This is a genomic window from Streptomyces sp. NPDC005931 (assembly GCF_042871235.1).
Lineage (GTDB): Bacteria > Actinomycetota > Actinomycetes > Streptomycetales > Streptomycetaceae > Streptomyces.
In genome coordinates this window covers 180,313-203,541 of sequence record NZ_JBIAIG010000001.1, presented here as the reverse complement: position 1 = coordinate 203,541, position 23,229 = coordinate 180,313, and the positions used below count along the sequence as shown (strand labels likewise).

Below are 23,229 nucleotides of genomic sequence, written 5' to 3'. Positions count from 1 at the left end.
ACGTCCGCGGCAGTCCCGTGCGGAAGGCGTCCGCGGAGAGACGTCCGCTGCTCGGCCGGCCGGAACGGATGCCGCGCGGTGGAGGGGCCACCGCGGACACCGCGACGCCGATCAGAACGCGGGCCGCTCCGGATCCAGCACGGCCATGCCCTCCGCGGGAGACGACGCCTGCGCGAAGTACCTCCGCGGAATCCTCCCCGCCAGCCGGGCCGACCTCCCCGCTTCCACCGCGTGCCGCATCGCGTGGGCCATCAGCACCGGGTCCTGAGCCCGCGTCACCGCCGACGCCAGCATCACCCCCGCGCACCCCAGCTCCATCGCCAGCGCCGCGTCCGACGCCGTCCCGGCCCCGGCGTCCAGAATCACCGGCACGGACGCGCGCTCCACGATCAGCTGGAAGTTGTGCGGGTTGCGGATCCCCAGCCCGGACCCGATCGGCGACCCCAGCGGCATGATCGCCGCGCAGCCGACGTCCTCCAGCTTCCGCGCCAGCACCGGGTCGTCGTTGGTGTAGGGCAGCACCGTGAACCCGTCGTCGACCAGCGTCTCCGCAGCGTCCAGCAGTTCCACCGGGTCCGGCAGCAGCGTGCGCTCGTCGGCGATGACCTCCAGCTTGACCACGTCGGTGCCCAGCGCCTCCCGCGCCAGCCGCGCGGTCAGCACCGCCTCGCCGGCGGTGTAACAACCCGCCGTGTTCGGCAGCACCCGGATGCCCAGCCGCTCCAGCACCGACAGCACCGAGCCGTGCACCGACGGGTCCACCCGCCGCATCGCGACGGTCGTCAGCTCCGTACCGGACGCCACCAGCGCCCGCTCCAGCACGTCGAGGCTGGGCGCCCCTCCGGTGCCCATGATCAGGCGGGACGTGTACGTCGTACCACCGAGGACGAACGGATCGTCGGCCATGGTCAGCCTCCTTGGACGGCGGTCAGGACTTCCACCCGGTCCCCGTCCGACAGGGGGGTGGTGGGCCACTGCGCACGCGGCACGACGGTTTCGTTGAGGGCGGCGGCGACCCCCGACGGCGCCCGGGTGAGCGTGCCGACCAGTGCGTCGAGCGCCGTGCCGGCGGCCACCCGGCGCGGCTCCCCGTTGACCGAGACGGTGACCGTGCCGCTCATGCGGGCATCTCGGTGAGGGCCGGAGCGGGCAGCCGCTCCGGTGTGAACGGCCGTGCCACTTCCGGTAGTTCACCTGTCGTGAGGACCTCGGCCAACGCGTCCCCGGTGACCGGTGTGAGCAGTACGCCGTTGCGGAAGTGCCCGGTGGCCAGCAGCAGTCCGTCCAGCGCGCTGCGGCCGAGCAGCGGCGCGTTGTCGGGGGAGCCGGGGCGCAGCCCGGCCTGCGTCCCGACCAGCGGAAGTTCGGTGATCCCGGGCACCAACTCGTGTGCGTCGCGCAGCAGTTCGTACACGCCACCCGCGGTCACCGTGGTGTCCCAGCCCTGTTCCTCGCTGGTCGCCCCGATCACCAGCTCGCCGTTCTCGCGCGGCACCAGGTAGACATGGCTGCCGCGCACGATCGCGCGCACGATGCGGCCGAGGAACGGCGGCCGGTGGTCCGGCATCGTCAGCCGCACCACCTGTCCCTTCACCGGCCGCACGGGCGGCAGCACGCCGTCCGGAACCCCGGCGAGCCGCCCGCTGAGGCTGCCCCCGGCGAGCACCACCTGCCCGGCGTGCAGCGCGGTCCCGTCGGCGGTGACGACGCCCGTCGCCCGGTCGCCCGTGACGGTCAGCCGCTCGGCCCACGCCCGCACGAGGACCACGCCCGCGCGCTCGCAGGCGGTCACGAGCGCGGCCGCCAGCCGGCGCGGGTCGATCTGGTGGTCGCCGTCGACCCGCAGCCCGCCGCGCACGCCCGGTGCGAGCATCGGCTCCAGACGCCGGCACTCGCGCCCCGAGAGCCATTGCGCTTCCAGCCCCGACTGCTGCTGGAACGCGTGGAGTTCACGCAGGTGGGCACGGTCGTCGGCGTCCAGAGCGACGGCGAGTGTGCCGCAGCGGCGGTAGCCGAGGTCCTGGCCCGCGGCCTCGGCGAGTTCGGCCGCGAACTCCGGATAACGCTCGGCCGAGGCCAGGTTGAGGCCGAGCAGGGTCTGCTCGCCGTAGTGCAGTTCCGTCACGGCGGCCAGCATCCCGGCGGCCACCTGGGCGGCGCCGCCGCCCGGCTCGGGGTCCACCACCGTCGTGGCGAGACCGCGCTGCGCGGCCCGCCAGGCCGTGACCAGACCGATGATTCCGCCCCCGACGACGAGGACGTCTGAGGTACCCGTGGGCGACATGGGCGTCCAGCCCCTCCCTTCGCCGGCATGACCCGGATCAGGTTCGTACGGTCGGAGGCCGCCAGCCTCCCTCTCAGCCCGGTGCGTCCGGGCTCCCGCGAGTGCTTTACGGTGGCCACCCTAGCCCTCGGACCGACGCTCCGGTAAGGGAGCCCCGTGCGGCTCGAGCGCTCGACGGACCGCACGGGGGGACTGACGGGGAAATCCCCGGTGTCTATGGTGATCGGGTGAGCGAGCAGACGCAGGACCGGGAACCGCCCGAGCCGCGGCGGGTGATCGTCGCGGGCGCGGGCATGGCCGGCGTCCAGACCGCGGTGGCCCTGCGCGAACAGGGCTTCACCGGCAGCGTGACCCTGATCGGCGCGGAACCCCACCAGCCCTACGACCGGCCCCCGTTGTCCAAGGCGCTGCTGCTCGGCAAGGCGGAGGACTCGGCCTTCGACGTCGACTTCGAGGCGCTCGGCATCGACCTGCGGCTCGGCCGCGAGGTGCTCGGTCTGCGCCCCGCGGACCACGAGCTGGACACGGCCGACGGTCCCGTGCCCTACGACGTGCTGGTCGTCGCGACGGGCGCCGAACCGGTACGGCTGCCTGGCGCGGAGGGGGTCCCCGGGGTGCACCTGCTGCGCACCCTGGACGACGCGGAGCGGCTGCGGCCGGTGCTGGCACGACGGCACGACGTCGTGGTCGTCGGCGCGGGCTGGATCGGCGCGGAGTTCGCCACCGCGGCGCGTGAGGCGGGCTGCGCGGTCACCGTCGTGGAGGCCGCCGCCCGGCCGCTGCCCGAGGCGCTGCCCGCGGAGGTGGCCGCGCCCATGGCCGCCTGGTACGCCGACGCCGGTGTGGACCTGCGCACGCACGCGCGCGTGGAGCGCGTCGAGCCCGGCGCGGTGCTGCTGGAGGACGGTTCACGGCTGCCGGCCGGCGCGGTCGTGGTCGGTATCGGCGCCCGGCCCGCCACGGGCCGGCTGGCCGGCTCCGGGATCGAGCTCGGCGCGCACGGCGAGGTCGTCGCCGACCGCCATCTGAGGGCCTCGGTACCGGACGTGTACGCGGTCGGCGACTGCGCCTCCTTCCCGTCCGGGCGCTACGGCGAGCGCCTGCTGGTCCACCACTGGGACAACGCCCTCCAGGGGCCTCGCACGGTCGCCGCGAACATCTTGGCGGCGGCCACCGGCGAGGCGCCGGCGGTCTACGACCCGGTGCCCTACTTCTGGTCCGAACAGTTCGGGCGCTTCGTCCAGTACGCCGGGCACCACGCGCACGCCGACCGCACCCTGTGGCGCGGGGACCCCTCGGGACCGGCGTGGACGGTCTGCTGGCTCAGGGACGCCCGGCTGGTTGCGCTGCTGGCGGTGGGCCGGCCGCGGGACCTGGCCCAGGGGAGGCGGCTGATCGAGGCGGGCACGGCGATGGACGCGGACCTCCTCACGGACCCGGCGAGGCCATTGAAGAAGGCGACGGCGTGAGCCCGCGGGGCGCGGTGAAGGGTGGTTCCGGGTGACCCGTCCGCCCAGGTGGGCGGGGTCGGCTTCCGGCTGTCGGTGGCAGATGGCAGGCTTGTCCCGTGACCGAGATTGACGCAAGGATCGATGCTCTCGTCCCCGAATGGCTCACCCTCCCCGACATCGCCGAGATGCTCGGCGTCGAGGTGACGCGTGTGCGGCAGCTGGTCAAGGAGGGCCAGCTCATCGCCGTGCGCCGGGGTGAGAACCGCGCACTGCACGTCCCCGCCGCCTTCATCGACGGGGACAAGGTGGTCAAGGGGCTCTCCGGCACCCTGACGCTGCTGCGGGACGACGGCTTCACGGTCGAGGAGATGCTGGAATGGCTCTTCACCCCCGACCCCACCCTGCCGGGCACGCCCGCGCAGGCGCTCAGTGAGAACCGCGGCACGGAGGTGAAACGCCGCGCCCAGGCGCTCGCGGTCTGAGCCGGCAGCGGATCGACCACGGGCACGACAACGGGGTACCGGCGCCGCGTTCCACGGCGCCGGACCCGCCATACCCTTCGCACCCGGGCCGCGAGCACCCAGGGCCACGACCACCCGGGCCGCGGTCCCGGTGCGGTCCGTGCCGGCCCGGCCCCCGTGTGCTCGGGGGCAGGTCCGCCGGGGCGGGTCCCGGGCCGTGAGGGGGTGGGTCGCGGTTCGTGGGGGCGCGGGTCGCGGTCCGTCCGGCGGCGGCATAGGGTCCGAAGCGCCCACGGGGCCCGCACAGCGCTCGAACGACACCGAACCGACACCGACATCGACACCGGGGGACCACTCGCATGTCCGACACCGCAGCCGTCACCGCACGGGCCCGGCTCGCCGACGCCCGGGTCTACCTGTGCACCGACGCCCGCAAGCGGCAGGGCGACCTCGCGGAGTTCCTGGACGCGGTCCTGGCCGGCGGGGTCGACATCGTGCAGTTGCGGGACAAGGGCATGGAGGCCGCCGAGGAGCTGGAGCACCTGGCGGTCCTCGCCGAGGCGTGCGCCCGGCACGGCAAGCTGCTCGCGGTCAACGACCGGGCGGACGTCGCCCACGCCGCCGCCGCCGATGTCCTCCACCTCGGCCAGGGCGACCTCCCGGTCCCCGCCGCCCGCGCCGTCCTCGGCGACGACGTCCTGATCGGCCGGTCCACGCACGCCGTCCAGGAGGCCGAGGCTGCGGCGGTCCAGGAAGGTGTCGACTACTTCTGCACCGGCCCGTGCTGGCCCACCCCCACCAAGCCCGGCCGCCACGCCCCCGGCCTCGACCTGGTCCGTCACACCGCCGCCCTCGGCACCGAGCGGCCCTGGTTCGCCATCGGCGGCATCGACCTGGGCAACCTCGACGAGGTGCTGGAGGCGGGAGCCCGCCGGATCGTCGTCGTACGGGCCATCACCGAGGCGGACGACCCCGGTGCCGCCGCGGCGGAGTTCGCGAAGCGGCTCCGGCAGGCATAGCGGCGCACGCCCCTGCGCCCCCTTCCGTCTCGGGTTTGTCCAAGGGGTGGACAACAAGTCGGCAATTCGGTCAAATCTCCCCCCATTGGTTGGGGGACCGCCGACCCCTGACTAACCTGCCCGTATGGCCCTCGGAACCGCATCCACCAGGACTGATCGCGCCCGCACCGTGCGTGACATCCTCGCCGCCGGCAAGACGACCTACTCCTTCGAGTTCTCGGCGCCGAAGACCCCCAAGGGCGAGCGGAACCTGTGGAGCGCCCTGCGCAGGGTCGAGGCGGTGGCCCCGGACTTCGTGTCCGTGACGTACGGGGCCGGTGGTTCCACCCGCGCGGGCACGGTCAAGGAGACGCAGCAGATCGTCGCCGACACCACCCTCACCCCGGTCGCCCACCTCACCGCGGTCAACCACTCGATCGCCGAACTGCGCAACATCATCGGCCAGTACGCCGACGCCGGGATCCGCAACATGCTCGCCGTGCGCGGCGACCCGCCCGGCGACCCCATGGGCGAGTGGGTCCCGCACCCCCAGGGCCTGACCTACGCCGCGGAACTGGTCCGGCTCATCAAGGAGGCGGGTGACTTCTGCGTGGGCGTCGCCGCCTTCCCGGAGATGCACCCGCGGTCGGACCACTGGGACACCGACGTCGCCCACTTCGTCGACAAGTGCCGGGCGGGCGCGGACTACGCGATCACGCAGATGTTCTTCCAGCCCGAGTCCTATCTGCGCCTGCGTGACCGAGTCGACGCGGCCGGCTGCGCGACCCCCGTCATTCCCGAGGTCATCCCCGTGACCAGCGTGAAGATGCTGGAAAGATTGCCGAAGCTCAGTAACGCCACGTTCCCGGACGCCCTGAAAGAGCGGATCCTCGCAGCGAAGGACGATCCGGCGGCGGTACGCTCCATTGGCATCGACTTCGCCACGGAGTTCTGCGCACGGCTGCTGGCCGAGGGAGTGCCCGGACTGCACTTCATCACGCTCAACAACTCCACGGCGACGCTGGAAATCTACGAGAACCTGGGCCTGCACCACCCGCCGCGGGCCTAGACCGGTCGCACCGACGTACGACACACTGCGTAGCGGCCACTGGGAGAGGGGCGTACATGGGCTGGACGGTCCTCTACATCGCGTTCGGCATCGTCGCGCTGTGGCTGCTGGGTGAGGTGCTGCTGCAGTACAAGGCGCGCCTGCGCTGGCGGCTGCTCGCGTTCGTCGGCTTCCTCGGCGTCGTGGTCGGTGTGCTGATCCCGTCCGTCGTGGTGATCGGACTGGGCGCCGCCGCCTTCGCCGTCGGGCAGACCTACGTCACCCTGTCGTTCCGCCGCGGCTTCGCGGCCGGCTGGGCCGTGAACGCCCCGATGCTGTCCGCCGCCAAGGGCCGCCGCGGTGACCGCGGACGCCAGGAGCCGACCCTGGAGGTCTCCGGCCTCGAGGCGTCCGACGGCGACTACGGCGACTACGGCGACGAAGCCGGCCGGGGCCGTGACCGCGCCGCCTACGCGGCGGACGACGACCACGACCGTGACGACGTGTTCACGCCCGCGCGCTCCGGCCAGCCGACGGCCGCCGAGACCAGCGCCGTCTACGAGCCGCAGCCCGTGCCCGACGACACCGGCACCTACGGCGTCTACGGCGACGGATACGCCGCCCCGGCCCAGGACCAGTACGCGGCCGCCGCCCAGGGCGCCGACCAGGGCTACGCCTACGACTACTCCGGGTACGGACAGCAGCAGGGCTACGACACCACGGGCCAGCAGCAGTACGCCGCCTACTCGGACCCGTACATCGGCACCCAGTCCTACGGCGGCGGCTCCTACGACACCGGCTACGCCGACCCGCAGCAGTACGGCCAGCAGGGCTACGGCCAGGGCCAGTACGGCGGCACCTACGGCGGCGAGATCCCGCCCGGCGGGCTGTGGGTCCCGCAGCAGCGCAGCACCGACGACCCCTACGGCGGCGCGCTGCCCCCGGAGCAGCCCTACCCGTACCAGGGCAACGCCCAGCAGCCCGGCACCGGCTACGACGAGCAGTACCGCTTCTGAGGCGGCCGGCGCGGCGTCACTGCGACCCGCGGAAGTCCGGTCCCTCCACGATCAGGCCCGTCACCAGGGCTCCCGACATCCCGGCGTGCGGCAGGCCGCCGCCGGGGTGGGACCAGCCGCCGACCGTGAACAGCCCCGGGACACGGGTGGCGTTCGGCGGGTGCAGCAGCCGTCCGTCCGCCGCCGCCAGCGCAGGCGCCGGCACCGCTCCCCCCTCCGCGCCCGTCTCCCGCGCGATGTCGGCCGGGGTGCGCACCTCGTGCCACAGCAGCCGGTCGCGCAGCCCGGGTACCGCGCGTCCGGCGGCGGTGATCAGGTTCTCCGCGTGCCGGTCGAGGAGATCCCGGCCGGTCTGCTTCCCGCCCGCCGGCTGGGCGGGCACCACCGCGGTGACCGTCACCGCCTCATGACCGCGGTCGGGGACCAGCGCGGGATCGTCCGGGCGCAGGACCGTGACCGTGGGGCGCGCGGGCAGGCCCGCCGGGGAGCCGAACAGCGCGTCCAGCTCGGCCTCCCGGTCCGGCGTGTGCACGACCGTCCGGTGCGGTGTCCCCTCGGGACGCCCGCCGCGCAGCGCCAGCAGCACCGTGAGCCGGCTCGCCACCGGGCGCTGCGCCGGGACCTGGCCCTCGCCCCGCAGCGGCGTCCCCGCGCACAGCCGGTCCAGCACGCCGGATGACACCCCGGCGACCACCAGATCCGCCTCGACCACCGGGCCGCCGGCCAGCTCCAGCCCCGCCGTCCGGCCGTCCTTCTCCACCAGCCCCGCGACCTCGGCACCGAAGTGGAACTCCACCCGGCGCGCCAGGCACCGCTCGTACACCGCGCGGGCCAGCTCCCGCAGACCGCCGCGGACGTACCAGGTGCCGAACGCGTGCTCCATGAATGGCAGCACGGCCGCGCTCGCGGGGGTGACGCGCGGGTCCAGGCCGTACCCGAGCGCCTGGCCCTCCAGGAGGGCGATCAGCCGGGGATCGCGCAGCTCCCACGCGCCGACCTCGGCGAGCGTGCCCGCGACGCGCGTGCGCAGCAGCTTCCTGTGGGGGACCGCCGGGTAGGGCTCGCGCTCGGCGAGCACCTGCCAGTTCGGCCACAGCGGCTCCTCGAGCAGCGGGCGGCGCGTGCGGTCCCAGGCCTCCCGGGCCCGCACCAGGAAGTCGCCCCAGCGTTTGCCCACGGCCGGTCCGAGCGCCTCGTCGAGGGCGGCGACGACGCCCGCGCGGGAGGCGTCGGGCAGCGACACGTGCGTGCCGTCCGCGAACACGTGGTGGGACGACGGGTCGACCTGGACCAGCTCGACGCACGCCTCCAGCGGTTCCCTGCCGGTCTTCACGAAGAGATCGCGGTACACGGCGGGTACGGGGAGCAGTCCGGGTCCGGTGTCGAAGGAGAACCCGTCCCGCTCCAGGCGGCGCAGCGCACCGCCGTACGTCTCCGCCCGCTCGTACACCGCCACCCGGTGGCCCGCGACGGCCAGCCGGGCCGCGGCCGCCATCGCGCCCATCCCGGCGCCGATCACCGCAATCCGTGCCATGCCAGGGACTTTATCCGCCGCCACCGGCAGGCCGCCTCCGAGTCCCCGACCGGCAGGCCGCCTCCGCGTCCCCACCCGCGGGCCACCCCGAGTACCGGCGCGGACGCCGGGGTGACCAGGGGGCGGCACGGCCTCGTGGGGGCGGGTGCGCAGGACTGAGTATCCGTACCTAGCAGCTGAGTTGAGTACCCGCGCGGATGGGGCGCGACCTGCGTGAACGAGAGAGTGGAGACCACGGAGAGGGGGCACGGCCCCGGTACCGGCGACACGGGGCGCCGGAACGGGCCGGGCCCGCGATCCGCTCCTTCCGCCGGCCTCGTCGGCGGGAGCGAGGCACGGGGAAGACCCGGGGGACGACCGCACGGGGGTCCGACGGGGGGACGTACGGGGGAACAACGGGGGAACAACGGGGGAGAACGGGGGAGAACGGGGGAGAACGGGGGGAGCAAGGAAGGCGCCGGACCTTCGGTGGCCCGCGGGGGACGCGGCCACCGTCGGACCGGCGCCTTCACATGTGCCGGACCGGTGCTCAGCGGCCCCCGCTCACCCGTCCCTGGAGCAGCCGGGACAGGGCCGCGTGCACGTCGTCCAGGGAGCGCTCCGGCTGGAAGGACTTCCAGTCCAGCGCGGCCACCAGCACCATGCCGACCAGCGCCGCCGCGGTCAGCGGGACGTCGATCTCCTCGGCGAGCTCGCCGTTCTCCACTCCCTCGCGCAGCACGCCCTCGACCACCGCCACGGCCTGCTGGCGGACCACCATCAGGGTGGACTGCCAGGCCCGGTTGGTGCGCCACAGTTCGGCCACGTACAGCTGGGTGAAGGCCGGGTAGCGGTCGATGAAGACCAGCCCCGCGCGGATCATCGCGTCCAGGGCGTCGACCTTGCTGCCGCCCTCCTCGGCCGTCGTCTCGGCCGCCTCCCGCAGCGAGGCGGTCAGGAGTCCCACCCCGTGCCGCAGCAGTTCCTCGAAGAGGACCGACTTGCTCGCGAAGTTGTAGTAGACGGTGCCCTTCGCGACTCCTGCCCGCTCGGCGATCTCGTCCACGGTGGTGGCGGAGAAGCCCTGCTCGGCGATGAGGATGACGGCCGCCTCGTAGAGCTTCTGCCGGGTGGCCTCGCGGCGGGCGCTGCCGCCCGACGTGGCGCTGCTGCTTTCCATGGCCCCGATTCTCACAGGAAGGCGGTCCCGCCCGGTCACAGGCTCAGCTCCGGGTGCAGCCGGTCCAGCGTCCACACCTGCCGGCGGCGGGCCGACAGCGCAGTCAGCGCGAGGGCGCCGGCGGTGAACGCCGTCAGCACCGCGCACGCCTCCCACACCGGTCCCAGCCCACCACCCGTGATCAGCCGCCTGAGCGCGTCGACCACGTAGCTCATCGGCAGGAAGGGGTGCAGCGCGTTGAAGAAGCCGGGGCTCGTCTGCACGGGGTACGTGCCGCCCGCCGAGGTCAGCTGGAGCATCAGCAGCGCCAGGACGAGGATCCGGCCGGCCGCTCCGAAGCGCGCGTTCAGCCACTGCACGATCGCCGCGAAGCACGCCGTGACCAGGAACAGGAAGCCGACCGTCCCGGCGGCCCGCGCCATCTGCAGCCCGACCGCCCAGTGCAGCACCGCCATCAGGGCCACCGTCTGGAGCACCCCGATCGCCACCACCGGCAGCCAGCCCGCCAGCGCGATCCGCCAGGCCGAGGCGCCCGCGGCCAGCGCGCGCCGGTTCATCGGCGCGATCAGCATGTACGCCACCATCGCGCCCACCCACAGCGACAGCGGGATGAAGTACGGGGCGAAGCCGGTGCCGTAGTTGGGTGCCTTGTGCAGGTCCCGGGAGACGAGCTGGACGGGGTCCGCCATCACCTCGGAGCGCCGGTCGCGGTCCCGCTTGTCGTAGTCGGGGATCTGCTCGGCGCCGTCGTGCAGGCCGCCGGCCAGGTCGGCGGAGCCGTCGACGAGCTTGTAGATGCCGCCGCTGAGGTCCTCCGCGCCGGCCCGGATCCTGCCGATGCCCTTGTCGAGGTCGGTGGCCCCGGACTTGGCCGTGCCGAGTTCCTTGTGGAGCTTTTTCATCCCGGCGGCGACCTTGCCCGCACCCTCGTTCAGCTTGTTGATCCGGGTGACGGCGTCGTCGAGGTCCTTGGAGAGATGCGGGGCCCGGTCGGCGAGCGTGCGGGCCTGCTTCTCCAGAGTGCCGAGGTGTCCGTCGAGCTTCTTCAGCTCGGCCCTGCGGTCGGCGACCAGGGTGTCGACGTCACCGGCCACCGTCGCCGCCTTCGCCGCCGCGTCCCTGGCCCTGACCAGGTCGGCGCAGGCGGCGTCGGGCGGGGCGGCCTCCTCGCAGCGCGTCCGGTGCACCTCGTCCAGGGTCTCGGACGCCGCGCGGGCGTCCTTCGCGGCGGCCGGGGCGCGCTCCAGCAGGTCGTCGAGGCCGTCGCGGAGCCCGCCGGCCGAGTCGGCGACGAAGCGGGCCGTCTCACCGATGCTCTTCTCGTTGTCCCGCAGGAAGGGGCCCACACGCGCGTCGACCGCGTTCACCTTGTCGGCGAGCGTCCTGGTCCCGTCCGCGACCCTCTTGGAGCCGTCCTCGAGGCTGCCCGCGCCCTTGTGGAGCTTCCTCAGGCCGCCGGCCAGCTTTCCGCTGCCGGTCTCGGCGTCCTTCAGGCGGTCGGCCAGGTCCTTGGAGCCCTTCTCCGCCTTGTCGATGCCGCCGTTGAGCTTGTCGGCGCCCTCGGCGGCCTTGACGGTCTCGCCGTGGATGTCGGAGAAGGACACGAAGATCCGGTCCAGGAAGGAGCGCGACGTCTTCGTGGAAGCGGCCCGGCGCACCTCGCCGAAGACGGTGTGGGAGATCTGCCCGACGATGTAGTTGTTGGCGTCGTTGGTCCGCACCTGGAGCGCTCCGGTCTCCGGCGAGTCGCCGGAGCTCGAGGCGATGCGGCTGCTGAAGTCGGCGGGCATGGTCAGCGACAGGTAGTACCTGCCGTCCTCCACGCCCCGCCGGGCCTCGGCGGCGTCGACTTCGTGCCACTCGAAGGTGTCGCTCCCGCGCAGGTTCCGGGTGATGTCGTCACCTGCGGTGATTCGCCTGCCGTCGGCGGTCGCCCCCTTGTCGTCGTTCACGAGTGCCACGGGGATGCGGTCCAGACGGCCGTACGGGTCCCAGAACGACCACAGGTACAGCGCGCCGTACAGCAGGGGCAGCACCAGCAGTGCGACCAGGGCGGCGCGGGGCAGCTTGCCCCGGCCGAAGCGGCGGAGTTCAAGAGCGGCCAGTCTCGGCGAGCGCATCGGCCGCCTCCTTCGTCTCGTCGTCGGGGGAGTGCTCCGTGGTGCCGGTGGCCTCGTCCGCGGACGGCTCCGCGGTGCCCCGGGCGGCGGACGGCTCCGCGGTGTCCTGGGCCGCGGTGGTGTCCACGACCACCGCGCCCTCGGGAGCCTCGCTGCACACGGCCACCACGGTGACGCCGTTCCCGGCCAGGGACCGCAGCAGGTCCCAGACCTCGGCCCGCTCGGCGGAGGACAGCTTCAGGTCGGTGTCGTCCACGCCGAGCAGCCGGGGCCGCGCGAGCAGGGCCAGCGCGATCGACAGCCGCAGCGACTCCGCCCGCTCCAGATCCCGTACGGCCGTCCTCGGGCCCTTGGGCAGGGTCGCCAGGTCGAGTCCGGCGTCGCGCAGCGCGGCGCCGATGCGCAGCCGTTCCTCGGTGCCGTGCTCGCCCCGCGGCCGCAGCAGGGCGCGCAGGGAGTCGCCGAAGCGTCGCTGCAGCAGCGCGCGCTCGTGCAGGTGCTCGCCCACGGTCAGGGCCGGGTCGAGATCGGTGAGGCCGGCGACATGGGCGAGCGCGCTGATCCGGCGCAGCGCGGCCATCCGCTTGGGCAGCGGGAGCCCGCCCACCTCGGCCGAGCCCTCCGTCGCTCTCATCCGGCCGGTGAGCGCGAGCAGCAGGCAGGTGCGGCCCGATCCGGACGGTCCCCGGACCGCGACCAGCGCGCCGGGATCCGCGTCGAAGCCGATCCCGCGGAACGCCCACCCCCGCGGTCCCTTGAGGCCGAAGTTCCGGGCCGTGACGACGAGTCCGTTCGGACCCTCCACAACGTCCCCCATTCCCCTGGGTCCTTGAACCCACTACTTTTTGAACTGACTGGTCAGTGCAAAAACTAGCCTGAACGCTCGCTCGAAGCAAAACTGCAGGTCAGAACGGATTGTCAGTGGCATACCGCACGATGGGCACATACGGCACTTAGGAGCAGGGCGTGCCGTCACGAAGACGACAGGAGGTTCGTCATGGCCAACTCGTCCGCAGCCGCCGCGCGCCGGCGCCGCGCAGCCGGCCCTGCCCCCTCACTGACCGGTCCGGCGAGCGACGTCCACCCCGTACTGCGCCGCGCCGCGGCCCCGCCCGCCGCCCTCGACCTGCTCGCCCAGGCGCGTGCCGGACTCGACGAGGCCGCCGCCCTCGAGACGCCCAACGAGCGCTACGCGACCGCCCACCTGGCCGCCCTGCGCACGGCCGCGGCCGTGCTCGCCGCCCGCGGCCGGCCGGAGACCTCGCCCCGGGCCCGGGCCCGGATCAGGAGTGCATGGGAAGTGCTCCCCGAGATCGCGCCGGAGCTCACCGAGTGGAGCGCGCTGTTCGCCTCCGGGGCCCGCCGCCGCGCCCGGGCCGAGGCGGGCATCCGGGGCGCGGCGAGCGGCCGGGACGCCGACGACCTGATACGGGACGTGGCGATGTTCCTGCGCCTGGTCGAGCGCATGCTGGTGCTCCAGCCCGTCCTGCCCCAGCCGCGCCCCGACGCCGACGGCCCCCGGGGCGGCGGCCCCGGTGGGAGCGCCGGCCCGGGCGGTGGCATGCCGGACGCGGGCTGAGCGGCGCCGTGACAGGGCGGGACTGCCGCAGGCAGGTGGCCGGGCCGGGCCGGGCAGGCAATAGGGTGGAGGGTGCATGAAGTCTTTTCCGGTCCGGCAGCCCGGGCCGGGGAGTCAGCCCGATCGCTCCGCCGTGCCGAGGCGGTGCCGCGCCTAGGAGTCAACTGCCGTGTCGGACCCGATGCGCCCGCCCGTCTCCCACCACCACACGTCGCTGCGCTCCGACCCCACCCGGCCCCGTGCCGCCCTGCGCACCGCCGTGGTGTGGGAGGTCCTCCGGGAAGCCCTGGAGCGCCGCGTCAAGGCGACGGGACGGCAGGCGCTGGACGTCCTCGACACCGGAGGCGGCAGCGGCAACTTCGCCGTGCCCCTCGCCCGCCTCGGTCACAGGGTCACCGTCGTCGACCCCAGCCCCAACGCGCTGTTCGCCCTGGAGCGCCGCGCCGCCGAGGCCGGCGTCGCCGACCGCGTCCAGGGCCTCCAGGGCGACGCCCACGGCCTGTTCGACGTGGCCGAGCGCGGCGGCTACGACGTCGTGCTGTGCCACGGCGTCCTGGAGTACGTCGACGACCCGGCCGAGGGCGTCCGCAACACGGTCGCCGCGCTGCGCCCCGAGGGCGTCCTCAGCCTGCTCGCCGCCGGTCTCGGCGGTGCCGTGCTCGCCCGCGCCCTCGCCGGGCACTTCACCGAGGCCCGGCAGGCGCTCGAGGACCCGAACGGCCGATGGGGCACGGGTGACCCCGTGCCGCGCCGTTTCACCGCCGAGCAGCTCACCGGACTCGTCGAGGCCGCGGGCCTCAGGGTCGGCGCCGTCCACGGCGTGCGCGTCTTCGCCGACCTCGTCCCCGGCGTCCTCGTCGACACCGAGCCGGGAGCCCTCGACGCGCTGCTGAGGCTCGAGGCCGCCGCGGCCGAACTCGCCGCCTTCCACTCCGTGGCCACCCAGCTCCACGTGCTGGGAGAGGCCGCCGGGGCCCAAGGGACCTGAGCGCCTCCTGCGGCGCGGTGCTGATCAGCGCCGCGCCACAGCGCTCGAGCCGGGGCATGGAGTGCGCCACAGGCCCCCCGAATGGCGGTCGGGCCCCGTATGATCGAGGGAGACCGTCCGGCATGGCGGACCGGTCGCCGGGGAATGAGAAGCCTCAGCGAGCCGGGACGTCCTTGGCGGGTTCCGGTTGGCCAATTGGCGCAGAGGGGCGGGTTTCACGGGGGCGATTCCCTGCCTATCCTGAAGGGACCCCCGGGTCGCCCCGGCGACTGCACGATGAGGAGGACTCCGTGCCGCTCTCGGAGCACGAGCAGCGCATGCTCGAGCAGATGGAGCGAGCGCTGTACGCCGAAGATCCCAAGTTCGCGTCGGCGCTCGAGGGAAGCGGGCTGCGTACGTACACCCGGCGGCGGGTCTACCAGGCAGTCGCGGGCTTCCTCGCAGGCATTGCGCTCCTCATGGCCGGTATGGTCGCCCAGCAGGTCTGGCTCAGTGTCGTGGGTTTCCTCGTCATGCTGGGCTGCGCGGTTCTCGCGGTGACCGGCTGGCGCAAGGCGCCCAAGCCCGGCGAGCCGCAGGCGGCCGGTGCCCCGGGCGCCCCGCAGGCCGGTCGCCAGGGCAGGCAGCGCCGCTCGATGATGGACCGTATCGAGGAGCGCTGGCAGCGCCGCCGCGACGAACAGGGCGGCCACTAGCGCCCCGCGCCGCCCGGCGCGGACGGATCAAGACGTGGTGCAGGGGGTGACCACCCGCGCGGTGGTCACCCCCTGACGCGTGTCCACGAGCCGGACGCAGCATCGTCGACGAGCCTGACGCGTGTCTACGAGCCCGACGCAGCATCGTCCACGAGCCCGACGCCTGTCCCCGCGTGGCCGATGCATGTCCCCGCGCCTGACGAGACCGACGCATGCCCCCGAGCGAGGGGACCGCGCGGACGGGCGGAACAGAGGGGAACCCAGCGCAGGGGCGGGACGGCCCGAGCCGTCCCGCCCCTGTTCCGCTCGTCCCTCCGCCGGTCCCGGCCGGGCTCAGCCCTGCTGCCGGGACGGCCTGCGCCACGTCGGCCGCAGCGCGAGGGCCCGCTCCCGGACCCCGGACCACCAGGCCGACGCCGTCCACACCACCCGGACCGTGGAGCGCGGGGCGAACAGCGCCCGCAGGCGCGTGCCCCGGCCGACCGTGGACCGCAGCGCGGCGAGGACACGGCGTACGTCCTCCGCCAGACCCGCCGCCGGGCGCGGACGCGGTGCGTAGAGCACCTGCTCCACCGCGTCCGCCACCCGGTGCACGCAGTCCGCGGCCTCCGGGTCGAGACGGCCCAGGCGCACGATCCGGGCGGCCGCCCCGCGGGGGGTCAGCGACTCGTCGGGCGAGATGCCGAAGTCCCACGCCGTGTCCGTCAGCTCGTCCCAGACGGCCAGGGTGTGCGCCGCCGCGTCCGCCTCCGAGCGGCCGTGCGCCCCCAGCCGCACCGCCCGGGTCCGCGTCCGCCACAGCATCGGCGCCAGCGGCAGCACCAGCACGGCGAGCCCGGCCAGCGCCCACGCCAGCAGCGCGTACCACTTCGGCCCGTCACCGTCCGTGGGCAGGGCGACCGCCGGTGCCTCGCTCGCACAGCCGCCGTCCAGCTTCTTCTGCTCCACGGTGCAGCCCTCGCTCGCCGAGGGGGCGGCGGAGGGTGCCGAGGACGCGGACTGCGACGGCCGGGCCGGGTCCGGCAGCGTGCTGCCGGAGGTGTCCGGCCGGGTGTACGACGGCATCGAGCCGCGGGTCGGGGTCGGCTCGAAGCGGGTCCAGCCGATGCCCTCGAAGTACAGCTCGGGCCAGGCGTGTGCGTCCCGCAGCCCCACCGAGACGGTGCCGTCCCCCTGGGGCGTCCCGGGCGCGAAGCCGACCGCCACCCGGGCCGGGATGCCGAGCGAGCGGGCCATCGAGGCCATCGCGAAGGAGAAGTGCACGCAGAAGCCCTGCTTGTCCCGCAGGAAGCGGGCTATGCCCTGCGAGCCGCTGCCCACCTGCACCTGGGTGTCGTACTCGAAGCCGCCGGTCACGGCGAAGTACTCCTGAAGCTTGACCGCCCGGTCGTAGTCGCTGGTCTCGCCCTCGGTGACCTCGCGGGCGGTCCGGGCGACCACCTCGGGCAGGGAGTCGGGCAGCTCGGTGTATTCGCGCTCGAGCGGTGCAGGCGGTGCCGGCGCGGCGGCCAGCTGCTCCGCCGTGGGCTGCACGACGAGGCTGCGCACCTCGTACGTCAGACCGCGGGTGTTCTGCCCGTGGTCCCCGACCAGGGTCATGCCGACCGGTTCGTAGCGCCAGTTGCCCTTGATCCGCACCCCGCTCGGCGGATACGGCATCGGCAGCCAGTCCTGGCCGTACCAGTCGGCGGTCGAGATCGTGGTGCCCACCTCCGTGCGCCCGACGTCGGGGCCGAGGCCCGTCGGGGTCGGGAAGCGGCCGTCGGGCACCGTGGTGATGGACCGCTTGGACGGTTTCCAGGTGGTGCCGTCGAAGTCGTCCAGGGACACGATCCGCAGATACAGGTCCGAGGTGTCCTTCATCTCCGTGCGCACCGACATGACCTGGCGGTCCTCGTCCACGTTCAGACTGTCGCGCAGCGACACCAGCGGGTTCACCGCGGAGATGGTGCCGCCCCCGCCGGTGCCCGTGCCGACACCCGTGCCGGCGGGGTCCAGCAGGCCGCCGTCCATGGTGGGCAGGCCGAGCGGCACCACCAGGGCGATGCCCAGTGCCACCACGCCGATCCGCCGGCCTGTGCGCACCGGGGCCGTCGCCCCGGTCGGCTCCCCGCTCCCCGTGCGCGGCGCCCCGCCGAAGACGCGTCCCCACTGGGAGAGCCGGTCGCGCCCCTCGGCGAGCAGCAGCATCAGATAGCCGCCCGCCGCGAGGACGAACCACAGCCAGTCGCTGCCGCCGTCGGACAGCCCTGCGGCCACCGAGTACAGCGCGAGCAGCGGAAGCCCGGCCGGAGCCGCGCTGCGGAAGGTCACCGCGAGGGTGTCCACCAGCAGCCCGATGATCAGCACGCCACCGACCAGCATCAGGCGGATGCCGTCGGACAGCGGCGCGGGGATCGCGTACCGGCTGACGTCGTCACCGCCCTGGCGGAGCAGCTCGGCGAGGAAACGGAACGCCTCGGGGCCGGGCAGCAGGCCCGCGAAGGCGTGCTCCCGTGCGAACGCCACGGTCAGCAGGACCAGCGAGACGAGCGCCTGCGCCAGCACCGTCAGCGCACGCGCCACCGGCACCCGCCGGGCCAGCGCGCCCGCGCCCGACTGGACCGCCAGCAGGAACCCCGCCTGCACGAACCACGTGGCCGGCTCCACCAGCGGCAGCAGGGCGCACGCCGCCATCAGCGTGGCCGCCCACGCGCCGAGGGTCAGTCGTATCCGCCCGCTCATCAGGGTCCCTCCCCGCCGCTCGCCGCGGTCAGGCCCGCGCGCTCCCGGTCCGCCTGCCGCCACAGCTGTTCCAGGGAGGCACCCCGGGGCACGCTCACTGCCGTCCAGCCGGCCTCGCGCAGCATCCGCAGCCGCTCCCCGCCGGTCTCCGACGGACCGGGCACGCCGGACGGTTCCCGCAGCCAGGTCCGGCTGTCCAGCAGAAAGGCGACCGCGCCCCCGCTGCGTCGGCGCATCCGGGCGAGAACCGTGGCCTGCTCCTCGTCCAGATCGCCGAGGAAGGCCACCAGCAGTCCCTCGTTGCCCCCGCGCAGCACGTCGTACGCCCGGGACAGGCCGGCCCCGTCGGAGTGGTCGACCACGGCGAGGGTGTCCATCATCAGCCCGGCCGCGTCGGCCGACTCCTGGCTGGCGCCCGCGAACCCGTCGGAGCCCTCGCCCGGCACCGAGTTGCCCGTGTCGGTCAGCAGCCGCACGGAGAAGCCCCGCTCCAGCATGTGCACCAGCACGGAGGCCGCCCCCGCCACCGCCCACTCGAACGCCGAGTCCGGGCCAGCGCCCCGGAAGCCGACGGCGCGGGTGTCGAGCAAGACCGTGCAGCGGGCCCGCTGCGGCTGTTCCTCCCGGCGCACCATCAGCTCGCCGTAGCGGGCGGTGGAACGCCAGTGCACCCGGCGCAGGTCGTCGCCGTAGCGGTAGCCGCGCGGGATCACGTCGTCCTCGCCGGCCAGCGCCAGCGAACGCTGCCGCCCGTCGCCGTATCCTTTCGCCTCGCCGCTCAGCCGCACCGGCGGCAGCGGCTCCACACGCGGGATCACCGTCAGCGTGTCGTACGTCGAGAAGGACCGGGTCAGCTCGCACATCCCGAACGGGTCGCTCAGCCGCAGCTGGAGCGGGCCCAGCGGATAGCGTCCGCGCAGGTCGGAGCGGACCCGGTAGGACACCTCGCGGCGTCCGCCCGCCTCGACCCGGTCCAGCACGAACCGCGGGCGCGGGCCGAGCACGTAGGGCACCCGGTCCTGGAGCATCAGCAGGCCCGTGGGCAGCCGCGAGACGTTGTCCATCCGCAGGTGCACCCGGGCCTCGCTGCCCGCGGGCACCCGTGCGGGCGACAGGCGGCGGCTGCCCGCGACCCGGTAGCGGGTGCGGTACAGCACGGCCGCGCACACCAGGGGCAGCACCGCCAGCAGCAGACCGACCCGCAGCAGGTCGCTCTGCCCGAGCACGTAGGCGCAGACCGCGGCCGCTATGCCGGCCGCCAGGAAGGAGCGCCCGCGGGTCGTGAGCCCGGCCAGCGCGGTCCGCAGGCCGCTCCGGTCGCCGCGGTCGCCCTCCGCGTGGACCGAGCCCGCGGTGGTCATCACAGCCTCCGCGGCGGCTGCTGGCCGTAGGCCGGACCGCCGTGGCCCACCCCGAAGGCGGACTGCTGCGGGGCCGCCGCGGGCACCGGCGTGCGCTGGAGGATCTCGTGGACGACCTGCTCAGCGGTGCGCCGGTTGAGCTGGGCCTGGGCGGTGGGCAGCAGCCGGTGGGCCAGCACGGCCACGGCGAGCGCCTGTACGTCGTCCGGCAGCGCGTACTCCCTGCCGCTCAGGGCGGCGGACGCCTTGGCCGCGCGCAGCAGATGCAGCGTGGCGCGCGGGGAGGCGCCGAGCCTGAGGTCCGGGTGGGTGCGGGTGGCGGCGACGAGCTCCACCGCGTACCGGCGCACCGGCTCGGCGACGTGGACGCCGCGTACCGCCTCGATCAGCTTCACGATCTCGTGCGCGTGCGCCACCGGCTGGAGGTCCTCCAGGGGGGAGACGCCGCCGTGCACGTCCAGCATCTGCAGCTCGGCCTCCGCGCTGGGATAGCCGACCGAGACCCGGGCCATGAAACGGTCGCGCTGGGCCTCCGGCAGCGGGTAGGTCCCCTCCATCTCGACCGGGTTCTGCGTCGCCACCACCATGAACGGGCTGGGCAGCTCGTAGGTCTTGCCGTCGATGGTGACCTGGCGCTCCTCCATGGACTCCAGGAGCGCGGACTGCGTCTTGGGCGACGCGCGGTTGATCTCGTCGCCGATCACCACCTGCGCGAAGATCGCGCCCGGCTTGAACTCGAAGTCGCGGCGCTGCTGGTCCCAGATGGACACACCGGTGATGTCCGACGGCAGCAGGTCCGGCGTGAACTGGATGCGCCGGACCGAGCAGTCGATGGACCGGGCCAGCGTCTTGGCCAGCATTGTCTTGCCGACACCCGGGACGTCCTCGATGAGCAGGTGTCCCTCGGCCAGCAGCACGGTCAGCGAGAGCCGTACGACCTCGGGCTTGCCCTCGATCACGCCTTCCACCGAACCCCGCACGCGCTCCACCACGGCGGTCAGATCAGTGAGGCTCGCTCGATCGTCATAGGTCGTCACCCGGCCCTCCTCGGCCTTTCCCCCACGCCCACGGAAGAGCAGGGGACCCCAAATTTCCCGGGCCGATGCCTTGCCTGCGAAACCGGCCCACCCCGAATCACGGATGCCACGCGGAAAAGCGCGGGACACCACTCCCGCATTCTTCCTGCCGTTACCGATTCGTGTCACTCGCCTGTGGACAACTGGCGGCGATATGTCGGATCTTACGACCTTTGCGGACGTGGCGGAGGCTCGGGAGCGGCCCGCCCTCGGGACGGGCCGCGCGGGCCGGGCAGGTCAGGCGGGGTCGATCTCGCGCAGCAGACCGGTCTTCACGTCGAAGACGAAGCCCCGCACGTCGTCGGTGTGCAGCAGGAAGGGAGAGGTGCGCACCCGCTGCATCGACTGCCGCACGTCCTGGTCGACGTCCCGGAAGGCCTCCACGGCCCAGGCCGGGCGCTGGCCGACCTCCATCTCCAGGTCGTGCCGGAACTCCTCGGTGAGGGACTCCAGGCCACAGCCGGAGTGGTGGATGAGCACCACACTGCGGGTGCCGAGCGCCCGCTGGCTGATGGTCAGCGAGCGGATCACGTCGTCGGTGACGACGCCGCCCGCGTTGCGGATGGTGTGACAGTCGCCGAGCTGCAGGCCCAACGCCGCGTGCAGGTCCAGCCGGGCGTCCATGCAGGCCACGACGGCGACCTGCAGGACGGGACGGGCGTCCATGCCGGGGTCGTCGAAGGCGTCGGCGTACTGCCGGTTGGCCTCGACCAGACGGTCGGTGACCGTGCCCCGGCCGGTGGCCGCGCCCGAAGAGCCTGCGGGTACCGATGCAGAAGTCGTCATACCCATGACGGTACTGGTCACGTGGGCGGCGGACCCGCTGTGAGAGGGGACAAAGAACGTCATCGGAGCGTGATGTGACGTACCCCACAAGGGGGGTGTGAGCCCGCACTTACGGGTGACTTTCCGTGCCGGACGGCTTGACCCGCCCCGTGGACCACGACGCGCAGGCCGGTTGATTGACCGGGCGACACCGTGGACTAAAGTGACGCGAAGCGGGAGGCGAGACCCCCCCGTTGGACTGATGTCCCCGCAAGACACCGGCCGCGTGCCGCCGGACACTCCCCACGTGCGCGGTGCGTACGTACGGCTCGGCCTCCTCCCGCTTCCGGTCGGCTGACGCCCTCGGCGCCGGCAGGCCGCCCCTTCACCGGGGGAGGGGTGGGGACCCGGCGGTGCGTCACGGCCGCGCCGGACCTGAGAGGGCCCCTTGAGCCAGAGTCGACACGTCCCGGTGATGCTCCAGCGGTGCCTGGGCCTGCTGGCACCCGCCCTGGAGCGGCCGGGAGCGGTCGTCGTCGACTGCACCCTCGGCCTCGGCGGGCACAGCGAGGCCCTGCTCGAGCGGTTCCCCGAGGCGCGGCTCGTCGCCCTGGACCGGGACAAGGAGGCCCTGCGCCTGTCCGGCGAGCGGCTCGCCCCCTTCGGTGAGCGGGCCACCCTGGCGCACGCCGTCTACGACGAACTGCCCGACGTCCTCGCCCGGCTCGGGATCCCCCGGGTGCAGGGCGTGCTGTTCGACCTCGGCGTCTCCTCCATGCAACTGGACGAGGCCGACCGCGGCTTCGCCTACGCCCAGGACGCCCCGCTGGACATGCGGATGGACCAGACGACCGGCGTCAGCGCCGCAGAGGTCCTCAACACCTACCCGCCCGGCGAGCTCGTGCGCATCCTGCGGGCCTACGGCGAGGAGAAGCAGGCCAAGCGGATCGTGTCCGCCATCGTGCGCGAGCGCCAGAAGGAGCCGTTCACCACCAGCGCACGCCTGGTGGAGCTGATCCGGGACGCGCTCCCGCAGGCCGCCAAGCGCACCGGGGGCAATCCGGCCAAGCGCACCTTCCAGGCCCTGCGCATCGAGGTCAACGGCGAACTCGCCGTCCTGGAGCGCGCGATCCCGGCCGCCGTGAAGGCGCTCGACGTGGGCGGGCGGATCGCGGTGCTGTCGTACCACTCCCTGGAGGACCGGCTGGTCAAGCAGGTGTTCGCGGCGGGCGCCGCCACCAGCGCGCCCCCCGGGCTCCCGGTCGTCCCCGAGCGCTACCAGCCGCGGCTCAAGCTGCTCACGCGCGGTGCCGAACTTCCCACCGAGGAGGAGATCGCCGAGAACCGGCGGGCGGCCCCCGCGCGTCTGCGGGGTGCGCAGCGGATCAGGGAAGACGCCGAGTGAACCGATGACCGGCCGTCTCCCGGCGGGGAGGCCGGGGCCGTGACGGGCCGGGCGTGCGGGTGCGGAAGGCGAACTCAGGGAGCGTGAGTGAGTAGGAAACCCGAACTGACAGGGAGGGCGGCCCGCCTCGCGCAGCTCTTCCCCACGGGGAGCGCCCGGGCGGCCCGCACCCCCTTCGTGGTCCTCGTCGTCGCCCTCCTGGGCGGCGGCCTGATCGGCCTGCTCGTGCTGAATTCGGCACTCAGTGAAGGCGCGTTCAGGCTCGACGACCTCCAGCGGGACACCAAGAACCTCACCGACGAGGAACAGGCGCTCCAGCGGGACATCGACGCCCACTCCGCCCCCGACGCCCTGGAACGCCGCGCCCGCGACCTCGGCATGGTGCCCGGCGGCGACCCCGCCTTCCTCGGCCCCGACGGCAGCGTCAAGGGTGTACCCGGTCCCGCCCCCGCCGGCGGCACCCCCCAGGCCGTCGCCCCCGAGGCGCTGGCCACCGCCACGGTCCCGCCCCCCTCGCCGGCCACGACGCCCGCCCCCACGCCCGCAACGACTCCCGGCAGGTGAC

The 23,229-nt window shown here is 73.8% G+C and carries 21 protein-coding genes and 1 riboswitch; of the genes, 10 read left to right on the top strand and 11 right to left on the bottom strand.

The window, feature by feature from the left end; translation table 11 throughout:
• Positions 1-111: 111 nt before the first annotated feature.
• From ACFYOV_RS00900 to thiO, 3 genes are all read right to left on the bottom strand, one after another.
• On the bottom strand, positions 112-906 hold the full coding sequence (locus ACFYOV_RS00900; protein WP_389081107.1) for a thiazole synthase: 795 nt from the start codon (positions 904-906) through the stop codon (positions 112-114).
• A 2-nt stretch (positions 907-908) separates the two neighbouring features.
• The gene (thiS, locus tag ACFYOV_RS00895) at positions 909-1,121 is read right to left on the bottom strand and encodes a sulfur carrier protein ThiS (RefSeq protein ID WP_389081105.1); all 213 of its coding nucleotides are present in this window, start codon (positions 1,119-1,121) and stop codon (positions 909-911) included.
• Complete coding sequence (gene thiO, locus ACFYOV_RS00890) at positions 1,118-2,284, bottom strand: glycine oxidase ThiO (RefSeq protein WP_389081103.1); 1,167 nt, start codon at positions 2,282-2,284, stop codon at positions 1,118-1,120. The genes thiS and thiO overlap by 4 nt, the downstream gene beginning before the upstream one ends.
• Positions 2,282-2,393: riboswitch (TPP riboswitch) on the bottom strand. It overlaps the preceding gene by 3 nt.
• A 118-nt stretch (positions 2,394-2,511) precedes the next feature.
• Between thiO and ACFYOV_RS00885 the strand changes: the two genes are divergently transcribed.
• The 5 genes from ACFYOV_RS00885 (at position 2,512) to ACFYOV_RS00865 (ending at position 7,258) form a co-directional block, all read left to right on the top strand.
• The gene (locus ACFYOV_RS00885; RefSeq protein WP_389081101.1) at positions 2,512-3,753 is read left to right on the top strand and encodes an NAD(P)/FAD-dependent oxidoreductase; all 1,242 of its coding nucleotides are present in this window, start codon (positions 2,512-2,514) and stop codon (positions 3,751-3,753) included.
• A gap of 98 nt (positions 3,754-3,851) precedes the next feature.
• Entirely contained in the window at positions 3,852-4,217 is a 366-nt protein-coding gene (locus ACFYOV_RS00880; protein WP_389081098.1) for an Rv2175c family DNA-binding protein, read from the top strand.
• A gap of 338 nt (positions 4,218-4,555) precedes the next feature.
• Positions 4,556-5,215, top strand: a complete 660-nt coding sequence (gene thiE / locus ACFYOV_RS00875; protein WP_389081096.1) for a thiamine phosphate synthase — start codon at positions 4,556-4,558, stop codon at positions 5,213-5,215.
• Between the two features lie 124 nt (positions 5,216-5,339).
• Positions 5,340-6,263, top strand: a complete 924-nt coding sequence (gene metF, locus ACFYOV_RS00870; protein ID WP_389081093.1) for a methylenetetrahydrofolate reductase [NAD(P)H] — start codon at positions 5,340-5,342, stop codon at positions 6,261-6,263.
• 56 nt (positions 6,264-6,319) lie between these two features.
• Positions 6,320-7,258, top strand: coding sequence for a hypothetical protein (locus tag ACFYOV_RS00865; protein WP_389081091.1), 939 nt, complete (start codon positions 6,320-6,322; stop codon positions 7,256-7,258).
• A gap of 16 nt (positions 7,259-7,274) precedes the next feature.
• Here the strand turns inward: ACFYOV_RS00865 and ACFYOV_RS00860 are convergent, their stop codons facing one another.
• The 4 genes from ACFYOV_RS00860 to ACFYOV_RS00845 form a co-directional block, all read right to left on the bottom strand.
• Positions 7,275-8,792 carry a phytoene desaturase family protein gene (locus ACFYOV_RS00860; protein ID WP_389081088.1) on the bottom strand — a complete coding sequence of 506 codons (1,518 nt, stop codon included), beginning with the start codon at positions 8,790-8,792 and terminating at the stop codon, positions 7,275-7,277.
• A gap of 529 nt (positions 8,793-9,321) precedes the next feature.
• The gene (locus ACFYOV_RS00855) at positions 9,322-9,951 is read right to left on the bottom strand and encodes a TetR/AcrR family transcriptional regulator (protein ID WP_389081087.1); all 630 of its coding nucleotides are present in this window, start codon (positions 9,949-9,951) and stop codon (positions 9,322-9,324) included.
• 35 nt (positions 9,952-9,986) lie between these two features.
• Complete coding sequence (locus ACFYOV_RS00850; RefSeq protein WP_389081085.1) at positions 9,987-12,071, bottom strand: YhgE/Pip family protein; 2,085 nt, start codon at positions 12,069-12,071, stop codon at positions 9,987-9,989.
• Positions 12,043-12,888, bottom strand: coding sequence for an ATP-binding cassette domain-containing protein (locus ACFYOV_RS00845; RefSeq protein WP_389081083.1), 846 nt, complete (start codon positions 12,886-12,888; stop codon positions 12,043-12,045). Before ACFYOV_RS00845 ends, ACFYOV_RS00850 begins: the two co-directional genes overlap by 29 nt.
• A 180-nt stretch (positions 12,889-13,068) precedes the next feature.
• Here ACFYOV_RS00845 and ACFYOV_RS00840 point away from each other — a divergent pair, with 180 nt between their 5' ends.
• From ACFYOV_RS00840 to ACFYOV_RS00830, 3 genes are all read left to right on the top strand, one after another.
• Positions 13,069-13,650, top strand: a complete 582-nt coding sequence (locus ACFYOV_RS00840) for an SAV_6107 family HEPN domain-containing protein (protein ID WP_389081080.1) — start codon at positions 13,069-13,071, stop codon at positions 13,648-13,650.
• Between the two features lie 169 nt (positions 13,651-13,819).
• Positions 13,820-14,638, top strand: a complete 819-nt coding sequence (locus ACFYOV_RS00835) for a methyltransferase (protein WP_389081078.1) — start codon at positions 13,820-13,822, stop codon at positions 14,636-14,638.
• A gap of 290 nt (positions 14,639-14,928) precedes the next feature.
• Positions 14,929-15,333 carry a DUF3040 domain-containing protein gene (locus tag ACFYOV_RS00830; protein ID WP_389081075.1) on the top strand — a complete coding sequence of 135 codons (405 nt, stop codon included), beginning with the start codon at positions 14,929-14,931 and terminating at the stop codon, positions 15,331-15,333.
• Between the two features lie 333 nt (positions 15,334-15,666).
• On the opposite strand, the gene ACFYOV_RS00825 is transcribed toward ACFYOV_RS00830, so the two are convergent.
• The 4 genes from ACFYOV_RS00825 to ACFYOV_RS00810 form a co-directional block, all read right to left on the bottom strand.
• The gene (locus ACFYOV_RS00825) at positions 15,667-18,057 is read right to left on the bottom strand and encodes a DUF3488 and DUF4129 domain-containing transglutaminase family protein (protein ID WP_389081073.1); all 2,391 of its coding nucleotides are present in this window, start codon (positions 18,055-18,057) and stop codon (positions 15,667-15,669) included.
• Positions 18,057-19,418, bottom strand: a complete 1,362-nt coding sequence (locus ACFYOV_RS00820; protein ID WP_389081070.1) for a DUF58 domain-containing protein — start codon at positions 19,416-19,418, stop codon at positions 18,057-18,059. The genes ACFYOV_RS00825 and ACFYOV_RS00820 overlap by 1 nt, the downstream gene beginning before the upstream one ends.
• Positions 19,418-20,455: an AAA family ATPase gene (locus tag ACFYOV_RS00815; protein ID WP_389081068.1), complete on the bottom strand. Its 1,038-nt coding sequence runs from the start codon at positions 20,453-20,455 to the stop codon at positions 19,418-19,420. Before ACFYOV_RS00815 ends, ACFYOV_RS00820 begins: the two co-directional genes overlap by 1 nt.
• Before the next feature lie 276 nt (positions 20,456-20,731).
• Positions 20,732-21,280, bottom strand: a complete 549-nt coding sequence (locus ACFYOV_RS00810; protein ID WP_389081066.1) for a beta-class carbonic anhydrase — start codon at positions 21,278-21,280, stop codon at positions 20,732-20,734.
• 427 nt (positions 21,281-21,707) lie between these two features.
• Between ACFYOV_RS00810 and rsmH the strand changes: the two genes are divergently transcribed.
• Together rsmH and ACFYOV_RS00800 are read left to right on the top strand one after the other, a co-directional pair.
• Positions 21,708-22,664, top strand: coding sequence for a 16S rRNA (cytosine(1402)-N(4))-methyltransferase RsmH (gene rsmH / locus ACFYOV_RS00805; protein WP_389081063.1), 957 nt, complete (start codon positions 21,708-21,710; stop codon positions 22,662-22,664).
• Positions 22,665-22,751: 87 nt separating this feature from the next.
• Entirely contained in the window at positions 22,752-23,228 is a 477-nt protein-coding gene (locus tag ACFYOV_RS00800; RefSeq protein WP_389081061.1) for a septum formation initiator family protein, read from the top strand.
• Position 23,229: the final 1 nt, after the last annotated feature.